The organism is Neptunomonas sp., from assembly GCF_016744175.1.
GTDB lineage: Bacteria > Pseudomonadota > Gammaproteobacteria > Pseudomonadales > Balneatricaceae > Neptunomonas.
In genome coordinates, this window is sequence record NZ_JADGEV010000003.1 from 87,986 (window position 1) to 104,237 (window position 16,252).

At 43.5% G+C, this 16,252-nt stretch carries 8 protein-coding genes; 7 read left to right on the forward strand and 1 reads right to left on the reverse strand.

Going from position 1 to position 16,252, the window contains the following annotated elements:
- The first annotated feature begins 21 nt into the window (after nucleotides 1-21).
- The 7 genes from peaA to QZZ55_RS02230 all read left to right on the forward strand — a co-directional run bounded on the left by peaA (nucleotide 22) and on the right by QZZ55_RS02230 (nucleotide 9,805).
- A complete protein-coding gene (peaA, locus tag QZZ55_RS02200; protein WP_293264849.1) occupies nucleotides 22-1,614 on the forward strand; it encodes a quinohemoprotein amine dehydrogenase subunit alpha in 1,593 nt (530 codons plus the stop codon).
- A gap of 55 nt (nucleotides 1,615-1,669) precedes the next feature.
- Nucleotides 1,670-3,100 (forward strand): quinohemoprotein amine dehydrogenase maturation protein, encoded by a 1,431-nt coding sequence (gene peaB, locus QZZ55_RS02205; protein WP_293264851.1) that lies wholly within the window; start codon nucleotides 1,670-1,672, stop codon nucleotides 3,098-3,100.
- A gap of 1 nt (nucleotide 3,101) precedes the next feature.
- Complete coding sequence (gene qhpC, locus QZZ55_RS02210) at nucleotides 3,102-3,428, forward strand: quinohemoprotein amine dehydrogenase subunit gamma (protein WP_028469489.1); 327 nt, start codon at nucleotides 3,102-3,104, stop codon at nucleotides 3,426-3,428.
- A 16-nt stretch (nucleotides 3,429-3,444) separates the two neighbouring features.
- Nucleotides 3,445-4,584 (forward strand): quinohemoprotein amine dehydrogenase subunit beta, encoded by a 1,140-nt coding sequence (gene peaD, locus QZZ55_RS02215; protein WP_293264857.1) that lies wholly within the window; start codon nucleotides 3,445-3,447, stop codon nucleotides 4,582-4,584.
- Between the two features lie 307 nt (nucleotides 4,585-4,891).
- A complete protein-coding gene (locus tag QZZ55_RS02220) occupies nucleotides 4,892-6,826 on the forward strand; it encodes a sigma-54-dependent Fis family transcriptional regulator (RefSeq protein WP_293264859.1) in 1,935 nt (644 codons plus the stop codon).
- Nucleotides 6,827-6,992: 166 nt separating this feature from the next.
- A complete protein-coding gene (locus QZZ55_RS02225) occupies nucleotides 6,993-8,315 on the forward strand; it encodes a hypothetical protein (protein ID WP_293264861.1) in 1,323 nt (440 codons plus the stop codon).
- A 77-nt stretch (nucleotides 8,316-8,392) separates the two neighbouring features.
- A complete protein-coding gene (locus tag QZZ55_RS02230) occupies nucleotides 8,393-9,805 on the forward strand; it encodes an aldehyde dehydrogenase family protein (protein WP_293264863.1) in 1,413 nt (470 codons plus the stop codon).
- Nucleotides 9,806-9,893: 88 nt separating this feature from the next.
- Here the strand turns inward: QZZ55_RS02230 and QZZ55_RS02235 are convergent, their stop codons facing one another.
- On the reverse strand, nucleotides 9,894-16,250 hold the full coding sequence (locus tag QZZ55_RS02235) for an AAA family ATPase (RefSeq protein ID WP_293264865.1): 6,357 nt from the start codon (nucleotides 16,248-16,250) through the stop codon (nucleotides 9,894-9,896).
- Between the last annotated feature and the right edge of the window lie 2 nt (nucleotides 16,251-16,252).

The window sequence follows — 16,252 nt, forward strand, 5'->3', positions numbered from 1 at the left end:
TAATAATCAGGAGGTCTTGTTTTGAAAAAGACACCCCCTATCGTTTCTTTAATGAGCGGGCTGTTAACAGCAGCTTCACTTTCATTTATTCCGTCGGCAAGCGCCGCTGATGCACAGAATATCGTTCAACAAAAATGTTTGGCCTGTCATGTTGAGGAAGGAAAAACTTCATGGAGCCGTATTAGTCATCAGCGAAAAACCCCCGAAGGCTGGTTGATGAGTATTGCGCGCATGCAAATTATGCATGGGCTAAAAATCAGTGATGATGAGCGTCACACCTTGGTTAAATACTTAGCAGACCGCCAAGGTTTAGCGCCTTCTGAAACTGAAGGGGCACGCTATGCACTAGAGCGCCGTTTAAATACATCTGAAAGTTTCGAATCACAATCATTTACAGAAACCTGCGCGCGTTGCCACTCTGGAGCACGAGTTTTGTTACAACGTCGTCCTGCTAGTGAGTGGGAGCACTTAGTACACTTTCATTTAGGGCAATGGCCAACGACTGAATATCAGGCTATGGCACGCGACCGTGACTGGCTGGATTTGGCATTGAACGAAATGGTACCCGAGTTAGCTGCAATGTTGCCACTACAAAGTAAGTCTTGGGACCAGTGGCAGAAAAGTGTGAAGCCTGTCGTGGCTGGAAGCTGGACGTTCGCAGGGAAGATGCCGGGCAAAGGTGAAATGCACGGTGTTATGCAAGTAGTCGAAGACAATAAAGATCAGTTTAGCATTACGCTGACAGGCCAATATGCTGATGGCAGCGCTTTTAAAGGTACAGGCGAGGCGATTCTTTATACTGGCTATGAGTGGCGAGCTAACTTGACGGTAGATGGAATATCGATGAGACAGGTCTTCTCTACAGCAAAAACAGGAGAGATGCAGGGCCGGATGTTCGAGCGTGAACATGATGAACGTGGGTTTGATTTTTCTGCTCTCAAGCAGGGCAGCACTCAGTCTTCTGTTATAGCCATTCAGCCTGAATATATAAAAGTGGGTGACACCGTTGAATTATCAATTGTTGGAACTGGTTTGCAGGGTGATGTGGTATTAGCCGAGGGGTTAACTCTGCTCAAAGATGTTACTTCTGATCAAAACAAACGTGTATTGCAAGTTAAAGCGAGCAACTCAATAGCAACGGGACCCAAGACAATCCGTATTGGTAAGGCTACTGCAGACATAACGGTGTATGACCACGTAGCAAGCCTTAAAGTTGTTCCTGCATTTCAGGTTGCGCGTGTCGGTGGCAATGATAGCTCTACTCCAAAAATAGAAGCGGCTTTTGAGGCAGAAGCGTGGGCTGCTGGGACTGATGGTTTAGCAGGTACAGAAGATGATGTGCGAATTGGCTTTATGCCAGCGACATGGTCTGTGGAACCGTTTGATGCAACTTCGGCGGCAGATAATGATGTTCACTTTAGTGGACGAATGAACGCTGCTTCTGGTGTATTTACTCCGGCTTTGGCTGGACCAAACCCAGAGCGCCGTATGAGCACTAATAATGCTGGCAATCTCAAAGTTATCGCTCAGGTTAATGATGAAGGTAAATCAGTAACGGCTGATGGGCAGCTCATCGTAACTATACAGCGTTGGAATAACCCTCCCATTCCGTAATGTTCAGCTCGCGAGTAGAAGACACATAAAAATAAGTAAAACGAGGAACTGAATCATGAGTGCTGTACTTAACATAGTTGAGAACAATCTACATGAAGTTCGGGTGAGCGAACGGCAAATGATGTTTCATATCCCGACTAATTCGTTATTTGAGTTGGACTCGATGACACAAGATGTTTTTGGATTGTTGCGTAGCGGGAGCTTGTCGGTTGAAGAGATTAGCCAGCAGCTTATTAGCCGCTATAGCAGCGGCGATGTTCATGAGTTAGTGCATAATCTATGTGCATTAGAAGTCGTGAGTGATGGCTCGGGTTTGACGCCTGAAATTAGTGCTAAAACAGTGGATAGATTTCCGTTAACAACGGTAGTACTGAATGTTAATACGGGTTGTAATCTCAGCTGCACTTACTGTTACAAAGAGGACTTAGATAAGCCTTCAGCGGGCAAAAAAATGGATTTTGAAACAGCTAAAGCATCTGTTGAAATGCTGCTAAAAGAATCACCGGATGAAGAGACCTACACGGTTGTGTTCTTTGGTGGTGAGCCTATGAGTAATCTGCCGCTTATCAAAGAGATGGTCGCTTATTGTGAGCAACGCTTTGCAGAGGCGGGCAAGCGTGTCAATTTTGTAACGACGACCAACGCCACCTTACTTAATGAAGACCTAGTGGACTGGCTTGATCAACACCGCTTTGGTATTTCAATCAGTATGGATGGCCCTGAAGCGATACATGATAAAAATCGTATCACTGTGGGTGGGCAAGGTACTTATGCTGTTGTTAGGCGTAAAGCCGAAATGCTGTTGTCACGTTACCGTTCACGCCCAGTGGGTGCACGCGTCACGTTAACAAAAGGCGTAACAGATGTTGAAGCAATTTGGGATCATCTATTTAACGATCTGGGTTTTTCTGAAGTGGGTTTTGCGCCAGTAACATCGGGTGATATGTCTGAATTTAACCTTTCTGATGAAGAGGTTAAACAGGTCTTCGATAACATGAAAGCGCTGGGGCAACGTTATTTAGAAGCAGCATTGCAGAATCGTAATATAGGTTTTAGCAATATGCATCAGATGATAACGGATATCCACGAAGGTAATAAGAAAGCATTGCCATGTGGCGCTGGTTTGAAAATGTTAGCCGTGGATCACAAAGGCGAACTCAACCTATGTCATCGTTTTACCGGATCAGATCTGAATACGTTTGGCGATGTGCATCAAGGTATTGATAAAGAGCGTTTGGGTGGATTTCTTGCAGAGCGCTTGGATCGAACAAATACCGGCTGCGAGACGTGTCATATTAGGAACCTTTGTTCGGGAGGTTGCTATCACGAAAGCTACGCTCGCTATGAAGACCCGACTCGTCCTACTTACCACTACTGCGATTTGATGCGTGAGTGGGTTGATTTTGTCATCGAAACCTATAGCCGCATCATGGCCGAAAATCCGGCCTTTATCGATACATACATTACACCTCGGAGGGCTCTCTGATATGAAATTTCTTAAACCCATCAATAATAAAGCTCAACTGCTTGACCAAGCCGTCACCGATAACCAGGTGGAAGAGGTTGTGGCAATGAGTAGCTTGGCAGGTTGTACTGCGACGACAGACCCAGGTTGGGAGATCGATGCATTCGGTTCGGTTACATCACTTTGTCAGCCCATGGAGTCAGACCTTTATGGCTGTGCCGATCCTTGCTGGTGGCCTGCTCAGGTTCCAGACATGATGAATACATACCAGGACTGGAACAAAGATGCCCAGAATTCTAAAGATGACTGGCGGAACTTGGGCACTGTTTTCCCCGCAGATAAAAAGTAAAGGCAGGATGAGCATAATGAACATAACAAAAATAAAGCCATCACTGGCTATAAGATTGAATACCGCCTTATTGGCTATAGCAGCAGGTGTCGCACCTTCTTTTGTGCAGGCAGCTGATGCGCCATTGAAGTCTGGTAATGAATACATGGTTGTTGCCAATTACCCCAATCAAATCAATGTTATTGATGTGGTCACTGATAAGTTATTTAAAACGTGCAAAGTACCAGGTGCTTTTGGTCCTGGTGTGATGCAAGTTGCCCCTGATAATAAAACGGCATACATTCTGTCTAATCACTATGAAGATATCTACGGCATTAATTTGGATACATGTGATGTGAGTTTTCATACGCGATTTTCAAGTGACCCGACTGTACGTACAAAATCTATTTTTTCTATGGCAATCAGTCCTGATGGCAAAGAGGTTTATGCAATACATAATCCTACTAAGCTAAATACGGATCATTATCGAATTCAACCAACGCAATTGGCGGTTTATAGTTCTGATGGTGGTCTGGATGCAAAACCTATCCGTACCTTCCCAGTACCGAGGCAAATTACTGTCATGACCACTGGTGCAGATGGGGGGTTGTATATGGCTGGTGCAGATATTTATAAGTTTGATGTACATACGGGTAAATATACAACGGCAATAGCTAGCAGGAATTGGCAGCGTCCACTGTATGCACCACCTGATGTATTGAATGCATGGCCTATTCAGACTCCATCAAAAGATTTTACAATTCTATATACCACGGCAAAATTTCAAGATGACTCGTACAATGTAGATACGGCAGATTGGATTTATGGATTTATGAATGTGAATTTAGAAACCGGAAAAACCCAAACGACTGATTTTGGGCCGATTACTGAGATCTACTTCACCGGCATGATGTCTCCTAAGGACCCTAATATTGTGTTTGGTGTGCTTAATCGCTTGGCTAAATATGATGTTAAGGAGAAAAAGCTGATCAAAGCGGCTGCTCTTGACCATTCTTATTACTGTATTGCTATGAACCATGATGGCAGCAAAATATATCTTGGTGGCACATTTAATGATGTAGCTATTTATGATGCTGACTCATTAGAAAAACTTGGCAATATCCAATTGCCTGGCGGTGATATGGCTATTAGTACGTCTCAAATCTTTATTCGTTAAGTTCTACGTTCACCCTCTGGTTATTCCCCTATTGGAGACCGTATACGGTCTCATAGGGGCTTTTTTCCCGAAGCAATAAAAATGATAGTCGTATTTTTTACATGCTAACTGTGATGATACATTTTTTTTAAGCGCTTAAAGAGAAGAGAGCGTAGCTACTTTAAAACCTCTTCATTAAAGTGGTTACTTTGTCTTTGGTGTATGTGTCGATATTGCATTTTACTTTGTACTCAGTTTAGAGTGATAGGAATAAACGTTTTATACAAAGACATCCAGCCCTATAACAATAATGAAGAGGCCATGTTCTATGTCTTATAAGTTAGAGCAGAGAATTTACAGTGATCCTCTTCATGACGCGCAGCGTGCTCGTGAAAGGCTGCTTTTAGAAGGTGAAGTTCCTAGCGGTTTTTTACGTGCCCAGATTGAAGCATCTTGGCAGCGTAGTATTAAAGCCGGGGTTCGTTTTGAAGATCCTTTAATTACACAAAATAATCCTGCCTGTGATGTTCTTGAACTCAAAGAGAACCATCAAACGCTAATTTCTATGGCTGCTCCTGAGATGGATCATCTTTCTCGACTCTTTAACCGTGATAAAGGTATGGTCATTCTTGCTAATGAGCAGGCTACTATTCTCTCGTTATTAGGTGATAGACGCTCGCTCAAAAATGCAGGGGAGTATGCACTAGATCCTGGAACCTGTTGGTCAGAAGAAACACATGGTACTAATGCACTCGGTACAGCGGTTGTAGATGGTAAGCCTGTAATGATTAACGGTACTGAGCATTTTCTGGATGGCGTGTCTTGTTTCTCTTGTACATCAACACCAATTTCAGGCGTTAATGGTCAATTACTTGGCGTTCTCGATTTAACCACTGAAGCCAATGCTCAGCATATACAAGGTAATATGAGTGCGGTTCAGTTAGCGGCGCGCAATATAGAAAACAGATTATTTATCTCCCACTTTCAAGAACATGTGATTATTGCTTTTCATAGCCGTACTGAGTACCTGCATTCTGCATGGCAAGGGCTAATTGCTATTGATATGGAAGGTAATATTTTGGCGCTGAATGAGCAAGCGTGCCAGTTATTAAGAAAACCACGTGAGAGCTTGCAGCATCAGCCGATCGAGGCCGTTACCGGTCAAGCTCCTACGGCGCTGCTAAATCAGCTGTTACGTAACACCAGTGTGACATTGCAACTTAGAGACGTTGTACTTTACTGTGAGTTATTGCACTTTCCTCGACAATTGAAGGGATTGCCTACTAGAAGTCACTCTTTTACTAATAACGTGAGCAAAGCAAAGCGCCACTTAAATCATCCTTCGTTACAAAAAATAGGTGCAGAACACCCTCGCCTTGCTAAAGCTCTGCGTATGGCTTTAAAAGGTATTGATCATGACTTACCCGTCCTGCTTAATGGAGAAACAGGTACCGGAAAAGAAGTCGTCGCACGCGCCTTACATAATCAGAGTGAGCGTGCGGATAAACCTTTTATTGCAGTGAACTGCGCTGCGATTCCCGAAGGTTTGATTGAGTCAGAACTGTTTGGGTATCGTGAAGGTGCATTTACTGGGTCACGTAAAGGAGGAATGGTAGGGCGTTTCCAACAAGCAAATAGTGGAACTTTATTTTTGGATGAAATTGGTGATATGCCACTTGCTTTGCAAGCGCGTTTATTACGTGTTTTACAAGAACGCAGGGTGGCTCCGTTAGGTGGGGGAGAGGAGGTTGACCTAGATATTGCTCTAATTTGCGCTACGCATCGAGATATCAAAGCGTTAGTCAAAGGTAGTGACTTTCGTGAAGACCTTTACTATCGACTAAATGGGGTTGGGGTACAGCTACCGGCTTTGCGGGATCGATCTGATTTTAATACTTTACTAGCAGATTTGTTAGGCCGCATGGAAGCTTCGCATGTGAAAGTTCATGATGAAGTTCGTGACATGTTTCGCCTGTATGCTTGGCCGGGTAATATTCGCCAGTTAGAGATGGTGATGAAAGCGGCAGTAGCGTTTCTTGACGATGGAGAAATAGAGATAACTATTGATCACTTAACAGATGATTTTATTGATGAGTTAAATGCTAATAGTTCTTCTGGCCGAACCGGAACTATTAAGGTAACTGAGTTAGAACTTATACGTAATACGTTAGAGCAATGCGATGGTAATGTTTCAGCAACGGCCTCTGCTTTAGGAATTAGCCGAGCAACGATTTATCGTAAGTTAAGGGAATATGATGCTTAACAATCATTGATAGTTACATCTCATTACATTTAATAACAACTTCAAACATTTAGCCCAAAGCTGGTTTACACCACAACAGTATGCTTAGCGTTATAAAGTGATTCATTTACTGGAATCATCAATAACTAATAAGAATAACGACTGTTTCCGTGGAGGAACCATCCAGATGAAAACCCCCTTCAAATTTCGTAAACCGTACCTGTTGGGTGCTGCTGTAGCTGCAATGGTGGCGTTGCCTGCTCATGCTTATAATTTGCATACAAGCGATGCAGGTGAGGTGAACCTCGATATTGAAGCCATTCTTGGTACATTTAATAGTGAACAAAGCTATGACGTGACGGGTGCTGCTGTTAATGAAGAAGGAAGCTCAAATTGGCAAGAGGCCTATATCAAGTATGGCCTGAGTGCTACACGTAATCTTGAGCAGGGGGCCACGGTCTACGGTGCGTTGAACTTGACAAGCTCGGGTACGTTTGGAGATGGTGATGCAGGTGGGTTTACCAGTGGTGATGAACGTAAAACGAAGTTAGAGGATGCCTATGTAGGCTGGCGTTCTGGAAACCTTATGCCATCGCTTGGAGAAAATGGGCTAGAGCTATCATTCGGAAGACAAAACCTGTCATTTGGAGATGGCTTTCTGATTAACGGTGATGCTTTGAACTTTGGCGATGCTTTGGGCAAAGATTTCAATCGAGGGGGAGCGTACTGGCTTGCTGCCCGTAAAGCGTTTGATCAAACTGCTGTATTAAGGATTGCGAGTGATAAAGGTATTCGCTCTGATATTTTCTGGATTTCTTCAGATAATAAGGCGCAGGCAGAGACCGAACTAGCAGGTATTAATGTTGAATATAACACCGAAAAAGGCACGTTTGGGGCGATGTATCTTAAAGGCTTAAGTGTTAATGATGCTTTTGGCTACTCACATCGTGACGGACAAGATACATTGAGTTTACGTTTTCAGGGAAACGCCGGTGTTGAAAATCTATTTTTGTCATCTGAGTTTGTAACACAAAAGCAGGGTGACGATTCGAAAAAAGATGGTAATGCATGGTATGTGGAGGCCGGTTGGACATTTTCTGAGGTGCTTTGGTCTCCTAGTGTGAACTACCGTTATAGTACTTTTGAAGAAGGGTTTGATCCGCTGTTCTTTGGTTTCAATCGTGGTTACGGGACGTGGTTCCAAGGGGAGGTGGCCGCTAATTACGCAGGACCTTTTAATAGTGATGCAGATGTTCATCATGTAGCTTTTAAAGTGACACCGACTGAGATGCTTTCAGTCGGTGCTTTATTTTTTGACTTTAGCGATACAGCCAGTGGTAGTGGCGCTTTAGATGGCCAAGAAATTGATATTTATGCTGAGTGGGTAGTCAATGATCACCTGATTATTAGCCCTCTGCTGGGTTTCTATACGCCTGAAAATACAGGCGTTCAAATTGGAAACACTGATACCAATACGTATTTTCAAATGATAGCGATAGTGCCTTTCTAAACGTTAAGAAAGCTCTCATCGCTAAATTCCGGGCTTAATAAGCTCGGTTCTAATTATTTTGATAAGCAGGTTCTTTTATGAAAAATGACTACTCAATGATAATAAATGGGGAAGCAGTAGCAGGTGAAAGTTCACCTTTTACGGTTATAAATCCAGCAACGGCTGAGCGGCTTTCAGAATGCCCTACCGCGTCACTAGAACAGCTTGATAATGCTGTAGATGTTGCAGAGAAAGCATTTGTTAGCTGGCAAAGAACAAGTCATGAAGATCGTCAGGCTATGTTGCATAAAATTGCAGACAAAATTGAAGAGCATGCAGGAGAACTTGCTAACATTATCACCAGCGAACAGGGTAAGCCTCACGCGCTGGCGCAAATGGAGGTTGGAGGAGCTGTAGCCTGGACTCGCTATACGGCTGATTTAGAAATCCCGGTTGAAATCATTGAAGATAGCCCGAATAAGCGAATTGAACTTCACCGTAAGCCCTTAGGTGTGGTTGGGTCAATTTTGCCATGGAACTGGCCGCTAATGATTGCTGTTTGGCATATTATGCCTGCTTTGCGTTCAGGAAATACTATTGTTGTTAAACCTTCTTCTATGACGCCATTTAATACTATGCGGTTGGTTGAACTCATTAACGAAGTTGTTCCGGCGGGTGTTGCTAATATCGTTACTGGCGAAGGTGGCTTAGGACGTGCGATGAGTGGGCATGGGAAAATCCGTAAGATTGTATTCACTGGCTCTACGCCAACAGGGCAAAATATTATGCGTAATGCTGCTGATAACTTGAAGCGTTTAACGCTTGAGTTAGGTGGAAATGATGCTGCAATTATTTTGCCGGGTACGGATGTAAAAGCAATCGCTCAAGGGGTGTTTCAAACCGCATTTTTGAATATGGGGCAAACGTGTGCAGCGTTAAAGCGACTTTATGTACATGAGTCTATTTATGATGATTTAAGCCAGGAGTTAATAGCGATTGCACAGCAACAAGTCGTTGGTGATGGCGCAACACCTGAAGTTACTTTCGGGCCTGTTCAAAATAAAGCCCAATATGATTTAGTGAATGAGCTTATTGCTGATGCAAAAGCGAATGGTGGCGTTGTTCACCCAAGTGCTGCCGTCCCAGAAGGCGCAGGGTATTTTATACCACCAACCATTGTAACTAATGTCACTGACGGTATGCGCGTCGTTGATGAAGAGCAGTTTGGTCCGGTGCTCCCTTTAATTAAATACAGCGATATTGATGATGCAATTGCTCGAGCCAATGCGAGTGAGAATGGGTTAGGTGGCTCGGTATGGGGAGCTGATATCAATCAGGCTCAAGAAGTCGCTTCGCAGCTTGAGTGCGGTACGGCGTGGATAAATGGGCATGCAGAAGTATTACCTCATGCGCCGTTTGGAGGCTGTAAAATGTCTGGATTTGGTGTTGAATTTGGGCTTGAAGGATTGTTGGAGTATACCGTTCCACAGCTTTTAAATATTAACCGCTAATTGTAAAACGCTATAGGTTTACCTTTACCGAATGCCATTAGTATTCTCTCCGTGGCATTTGGTTTTTTTATCACCCCATACCTTTTATCTATGTATTTACATCGCTTTCTTTTTGTTTTTCAAAATAGAGGCCAAGCTCAGTTTTACTGTCGTTATATAAACATTTGGTTTGTTCTGCTAGAACAGACGCATCTCTCGGTAAATCGGCTTGAGCGGCACGCTCTAGTGTTTGGCAGTGTGAATGTAATGCCTCAAAACCAAAGTTTGCAGCCGCGCCAGCGAGTGTGTGTGCAGCAGTGCCCAGTGATGCTAGCTGTTTCTCTTTTGCCGCTTTTTCTATCTCGGGCACTAATGTGCTCGCCATTTGATAAAACTGCTCGATAAGCTTTTGAATACGCTCTGTGCCTAGTAGTTGTTGATGTTGGTCTAGTAGCGTGGTGTTTAGATATTTACCTTGCTTGGTTTGCATATGCTCAGAGTCTAATACTGTGTTGTCGTTTAAGAGTTGTTGCATCGCTTCAAACTGGATAGGTTTTGCAAGGACACCATCCATACCCGCTTGCTTATACTGCTCTATTTCATGCTGGGATACCGATGCAGTTAAAGCAATAATCTTAATGGCGGCATGTTTTGGATTTGGGTGGGAGCGAATTCTTTTTGTTGTGGTAATTCCGTCCATATCGGGTAGATGAATATCCATCAAAATAAGATCATAAAGATGGTCGTTATGCATAGAAAGTGCTGTGAAACCATCTTCAGCAATATTGACATGATGGCCATCGCTTTCGAGTAAGCCTTTGGCCACTTGTTGGTTGACGGGTGTATCTTCAACAAGAAGTATATCCAGTGGCGTTGTGGGGGATATAGCTGTTGTATCTTGAGTCTTTGGCAGTGCTTTACTGTTGCATAAGGGGTACGCTAACTCAAACCAGAAAGTTGATCCTTTGCTTTGTGTACTTGAAAAACCGACATTTCCTCCTTGTTGCTCTACCATTCGCTTGGTAATTGCTAGGCCTAACCCGGTTCCTCCATAGCGACGGGTGATAGTGCTGTCAGCCTGTATGAAGTGCTGAAATATTTTACTTTGGGAGGCTTGTGCGATACCAATGCCAGTATCTTCTACCTCAATTCGCACAGTAATATCGTTGTATGTTTGGCTCAGGTTTATGGCTTTTAAGGTGATGTACCCCTCATGAGTGAATTTTAATGCATTGGAGCAGAGGTTCATGAGTATCTGGGTGAGGGCACGTCGATCACCTACAACAGTTGGAAGCATACGATCAATTTTAGGAACAATTTGTAGTGATTTTTCTTGTGCCAGAGGCATAAATAAACAATATACCTCATCGAGGACATCTTCGATTTTGAAAGGGTTTGTTTCTAATTCTAATTGACCTGATTCGGCTTTAGAGAAGTCGAGAATATCGTTTAAAATTGTTAATAGAGATTGTCCCGCTTTATAAATAGTATCTACTTGCTCAACTTGGGTATGATCTAAGTTACTTTTTTTGAGTAACTGTGTCATTCCTAAAATCCCATTCATGGGTGTGCGTATTTCGTGGCTCATGGTGGCTAAGAAGCGTGACTTTTCTTCATTTTCGGCTTCAGCTTTACTGCGTGCTTGTTCTGCGGCTTCTTTTGCTTTGCGCTCACTAATATCTGTTAAAGATCCTTCGTAATACTCAAGTTCACCCTGCGGGTTATGTACGATGCGAGCAGAAATGGCGACATAAATAGGAAAGCCGGATTTTGTTTGCCAGCGAGTTTCAAAGTTTATGATCTTTTGGTGAGAGCTTAATGTATCCATGAAGGAGCGAAGGTCAGTATCATCAATAAAGCATTGGCTGGCGATATCGGTGATCTCACCAAGAAAAGCATTAGGTGTGGGGTAGCCCAGTAACGCAGCGAGTGCAGGGTTTGCTGAGATAAATCGCCCTTCTGGTGCTGCTCTGAAAATCCCCTCTACTGCGTTCATAAAGAGTGATTTGTAGTTATATTCGGACTTTTCCAAGCTTTGGTATAGCTTTGCATTTTCTATTGAGATAGCGGCCTGCGCCGATAATATTTGAAGTGCTTGTAAGCGGTTCCTGTCAAAAACATCACGACTTTGGCTGTTCTCCAAATAGAGAATGGCGGTGAGTGCTCCGTGATACATGATAGGCATACAGAGCAATGAGAGAGGTTGTTTCTCTTGAATGTAGGTATCTTGTTGGAACATTTCATGCTGGCTGGCATGGCCTAAAACCACATTTTCTTTTGTGCGCGCTACATAATGAATGATGCTGGTTGGCAGTAGGTGTGCACCGTCATCTAGAGGCATAGCGTCATAGTGTTTTGTAGGACCATCGATACCGGCTTCGGCTTCAATAACTAATGTTTGTCGGTTGAGCAATAGGACAGCGCGTTGCGCACCCGCGTTTTCAATAGCGAGCTTAATGAGCCGGCTGAGAAGCGGTTCAAGTACGATCTCATCCGATATGGCCTGTGATGCTTTAATTACTGATGATACATCGTAAACACGGCTTGGCTGTTCTGCAGGTTCGCTAGAAAACGCTGAGTCAGAAAAGTCAGTTTGCTTATGTTGATAGGGGGCTGGGCTGAGGTCACTATATTCAGCTTTTAGCTGCCGTAACTTGTTCTTTGCTCCTAAGCGCTCATAAGCTTGATAAGCCTGAGTTATATAGTGATGAGCAATGCTGTGTTTTCCCCAGCTACGGTAACATTGGCTAGCTAGTTCGTTGCCAATGGCTAAATCCAGATGAAAAGAATTTTTCTGCATTAGCAGAATAGCCTGATCAAAAAGATCAATAGCTTCACTGTAAGATTGCTCGTAAGTGAGCAGTGCAGCTTTTACTAATAATTGGCGGTGTTCATGATTCTGTGGGCATTGTTCAGTCAAATAGTTGCTAGTTTTAAGGTAAGTATTGATCTCCTTAATACGCTGCATTTGCTCAGACTCACGCAAAGAAGGAAGTAACAATATGCTGTTGATAGTATTGATGTAATGTAAAAAAGGTTCGGTATAGGTGCCACTGATATATGGGCTAAATTGACAGGCTTTTTGTCCTAGTTCGTCTGCTCGTTGATGTTTCTTAAAAATGAATGCAAGTAAGGATTGATAGAAAAAATGTAAGCAAATTGCTGTTTTGTGATTATTATCATGATGCTCAATGAGCATTGATTCGGCATCGTAGTACTCGCCATTTAATGTTGGCGGCGCTGTTGGATGTCTCAGTACCTCTACAAACTGCAGTGCCATTAATGAATACTGTAGAGACTGTTTTTGCCCGGTTACTTGTAGTTGCAGAATGTAATCTTGAAGCTTAATAGCAAGTTGATCGAAATTGTCACTTAGTGGCAGGCTGTACTGAATATGTGCAGCTAACGAGTAGGCGCTCCATTCAATGTCTCCGGTTTCTAAGCCGCTATTGTGGGCCTCTAATAATGCTTCAGAGCAAAGTGTAAGTGGTTCTTTATAATGTCGTATATAGGTGTTAAACAGAGACTGAACTTTGTGTTCTATTCGATTGTTATCTGTTTGTTGTGCTAGCTTAATAGCCAACGCGCCTAGGCGGAACCCCTGTTTTATTTGCTGGTATTTACCACAAAGCACACCACCATAACCAGCAAATGCCATGGCTGATTCTGTGCTTAGTCCATAGCGTAATGTTAACTCTACCTCTTTCGCCATCACTAAGGGACGCAGACCCGAGCTTGAAAATTTTACCACGCCAAACATGCTGGTCAGAATAGGCATAGCCGCTAGTGCTTCTGGCTGCTCCATCTTCGGTAAACTTAGAATTTGTTCATCTGAATAGCGATAAAGTCTAACCAATGAGCTGAGTCTAGCGCGATTAATAGCAAATGCTCCTGGAGCATTAGGGAGCGGGAAATTGAGTTGTTTCAACAAGTGTAAGGCAACGGTTAGCGCATCATCAAAATGGTTAGTAGACACCAACGCTTGAATTTGTAACTCCTGAAGCAGCACCTTATCGGTCATCTGATTACAATGAGGGAGCGCAGTATCAACAAGCTGGTGCAGTGTCACGAAGTCTGCTTTGATATAGGCTGCTTCTGCTGCATGTTGGTATAGCGATAAGGCGATGGATGGATGGTTTTCCCAGCAATCATCTGTTAGTAGCTCAATCCCTTTACGAAAATAATCAAAGGCTGATTCAAAAGCAGCAGCCTCTTTTGCCTGTAAGCCTGCCTGCAGATTAAGGCGGGTGAGTTCTACTCTTTCTGTTGCTGTTTCAATTAATACTTGTGCCTGGTTCAGGTGATTAGTCACATCAAAAATACGACGGCCCTGTTCATGGCGAGGTGTTTTTGTTTGTAGTATGTGGCCTATGCGGTAGTGAAGATTGGTAATGTCATCAGCAGGAATTAGAGAGTAGGCGGCTTGTTGAACACGATCATGTACAAAGCGATAGCGTAGCTGTTCTGCCTGTTCTTTATTCTTGGCGTGATGGTTTGCTTCTAATGGAAAGATCAGGCCTTCAGAAATAGCTTGCCATAGATCCGTGGCTGTTTGCTCGGATGATTGTTCACATACCGCAGCAAGAATAGGCAAAGCAACGGGGTTTCCGATACATGCTGCTATTTGTATGACCGACTGTGTTTGGGGCGTCAGGCGGCGGATTTTATCCACCATAAAGCTAATAACGTTATCGGTTATTTCACAGTCACGAATCTCGTCTTCATTCCATGCCCAAAGGCTTCCTTGAAAATGGATAAGGCGTTTTTCATATAAATCGAGTAAAAACTGATTTAAAAAGAATGGGTTGCCTTGGGTTTTCTCAAAACATATTTCAGCCAGTGGTTTGCTCTGCTCTACTGAGTGGCTCAGTGTATCGGCAATTAAAAGCTGAATATCTTCAAGCGTTAACGCTTTTATTTCATATAAAGACAACTCAAGCGGTGAGCTTTTAAGGCGCTGGAGTGATAGTTGAAACGGGTGATGTTTGTTGAACTCGTTATCCCGGTAACTTCCAATAATAAAAAGATGAGGATGTTGCGGGTGATGCGCCAGTTTTTCTAAGAGCGTTAATGAGGATAGGTCGGCCCAATGTAAGTCATCAAAGAAAAGCACTAAGGGGTGTTCTGCTGTAGCAAATACTTTCAGCATCTGGCGGAAAATATGCGAGAAGCGGTGCTGCTCTTCAGATGGTGATAAGCGAGGTGTTTGTGGTTGTTCGCCAATAATGAGTTCAAGTTCAGGGATTAGCTTAAGTAGCACCTCGGCATTGCTGCCAAAGGCTTCTTGGAGGTTTGATCGCCAGTGTTTAATACGTTCGTCTGGTTCTGTTAATAGCTGGCGAATAAGTGTCTGCATTGCCTGATAAATAGCAGTATAAGGTCGGTTTCGATGATATTGATCGAACTTGCCACTGGCGAAGAGGCCATGATGCTGCGAAATATAATGGCGTAATTCATGCACAACACTGGATTTTCCGACGCCCGCATAGCCAGTAATTAAGGCCATTGATTGTTTGCCGGCACTGACATTATCAAAGCAGGTTTTCAATTGGGTAACTGTGGCGGTGCGGCCGTACAGTGTTTGTGGTAGCTCAAATCTCTCTGAAACATCTTGAGAGCCGACGGCAAAATCTTGTAGATTTTTAGAGTGCACTTGTTCCAAACAAGCATTTATATCGTGGCAGAGCCCGTAGCTGGATTGGTAACGTTGTGCTGCATCTTTCGCCATCAGCTTGAAGATAATATTAGATAATACTACGGGTAACTCAGGGTTAAGAAGATGCGGCGCCTTGGGTTGGCGTGCTATGTGACAGTGTAAGAGCTCTTGGTTATTTTGTTGTGTAAAGGGTAGACAGCCGGTAAATATCTCATACAGCGTGATACCCCAGCTGTAGTAATCGGTACGGTAGTCAATGTAACGATTAATACGCCCTGTTTGTTCAGGTGCTATGTAGGATAGGTTGTCTGAATTGGCCTGAGGAGCACTTGATGAGGGGTGCTCCCGGCTGAGTCGGCTGCTCATCGAGAAGTCGATAATATAGGCTTGCTGAGTTGCTGGGTTAATAAGAATATTATCGGGTGTTATCTGTTTGTGAGTAATACGCGCTTCATGTATTTGCCCCAGAGTTTTACTAAGGCTTAGCGCTATTGTTAAGCGTGTTATAAGATCGGGTCTCTCTAACAACAGCCACTCACGTAGGCTAATTGCCGCGTTATCCAAAAAGACAAGGCTGTGGTCTGTTTCAGATTTTAGGCACTCTACTAACGGAATCACTCCGTCAATGCTGAGTTCGCTTAAAATATCAGCTTCATGGAGTAAGCGCCGGTTTGCTGAAAGTGGGTTGGCATGATGGCTGGGTTGTTTAATGACGACCGCTTGATTACTTTCAGATACACCGCGTGAAATTCGGCTGCGTTTACCCTGATGAATCAGCTCCTGCACAAGAGAGATTCCTTTTGAGTGCATAC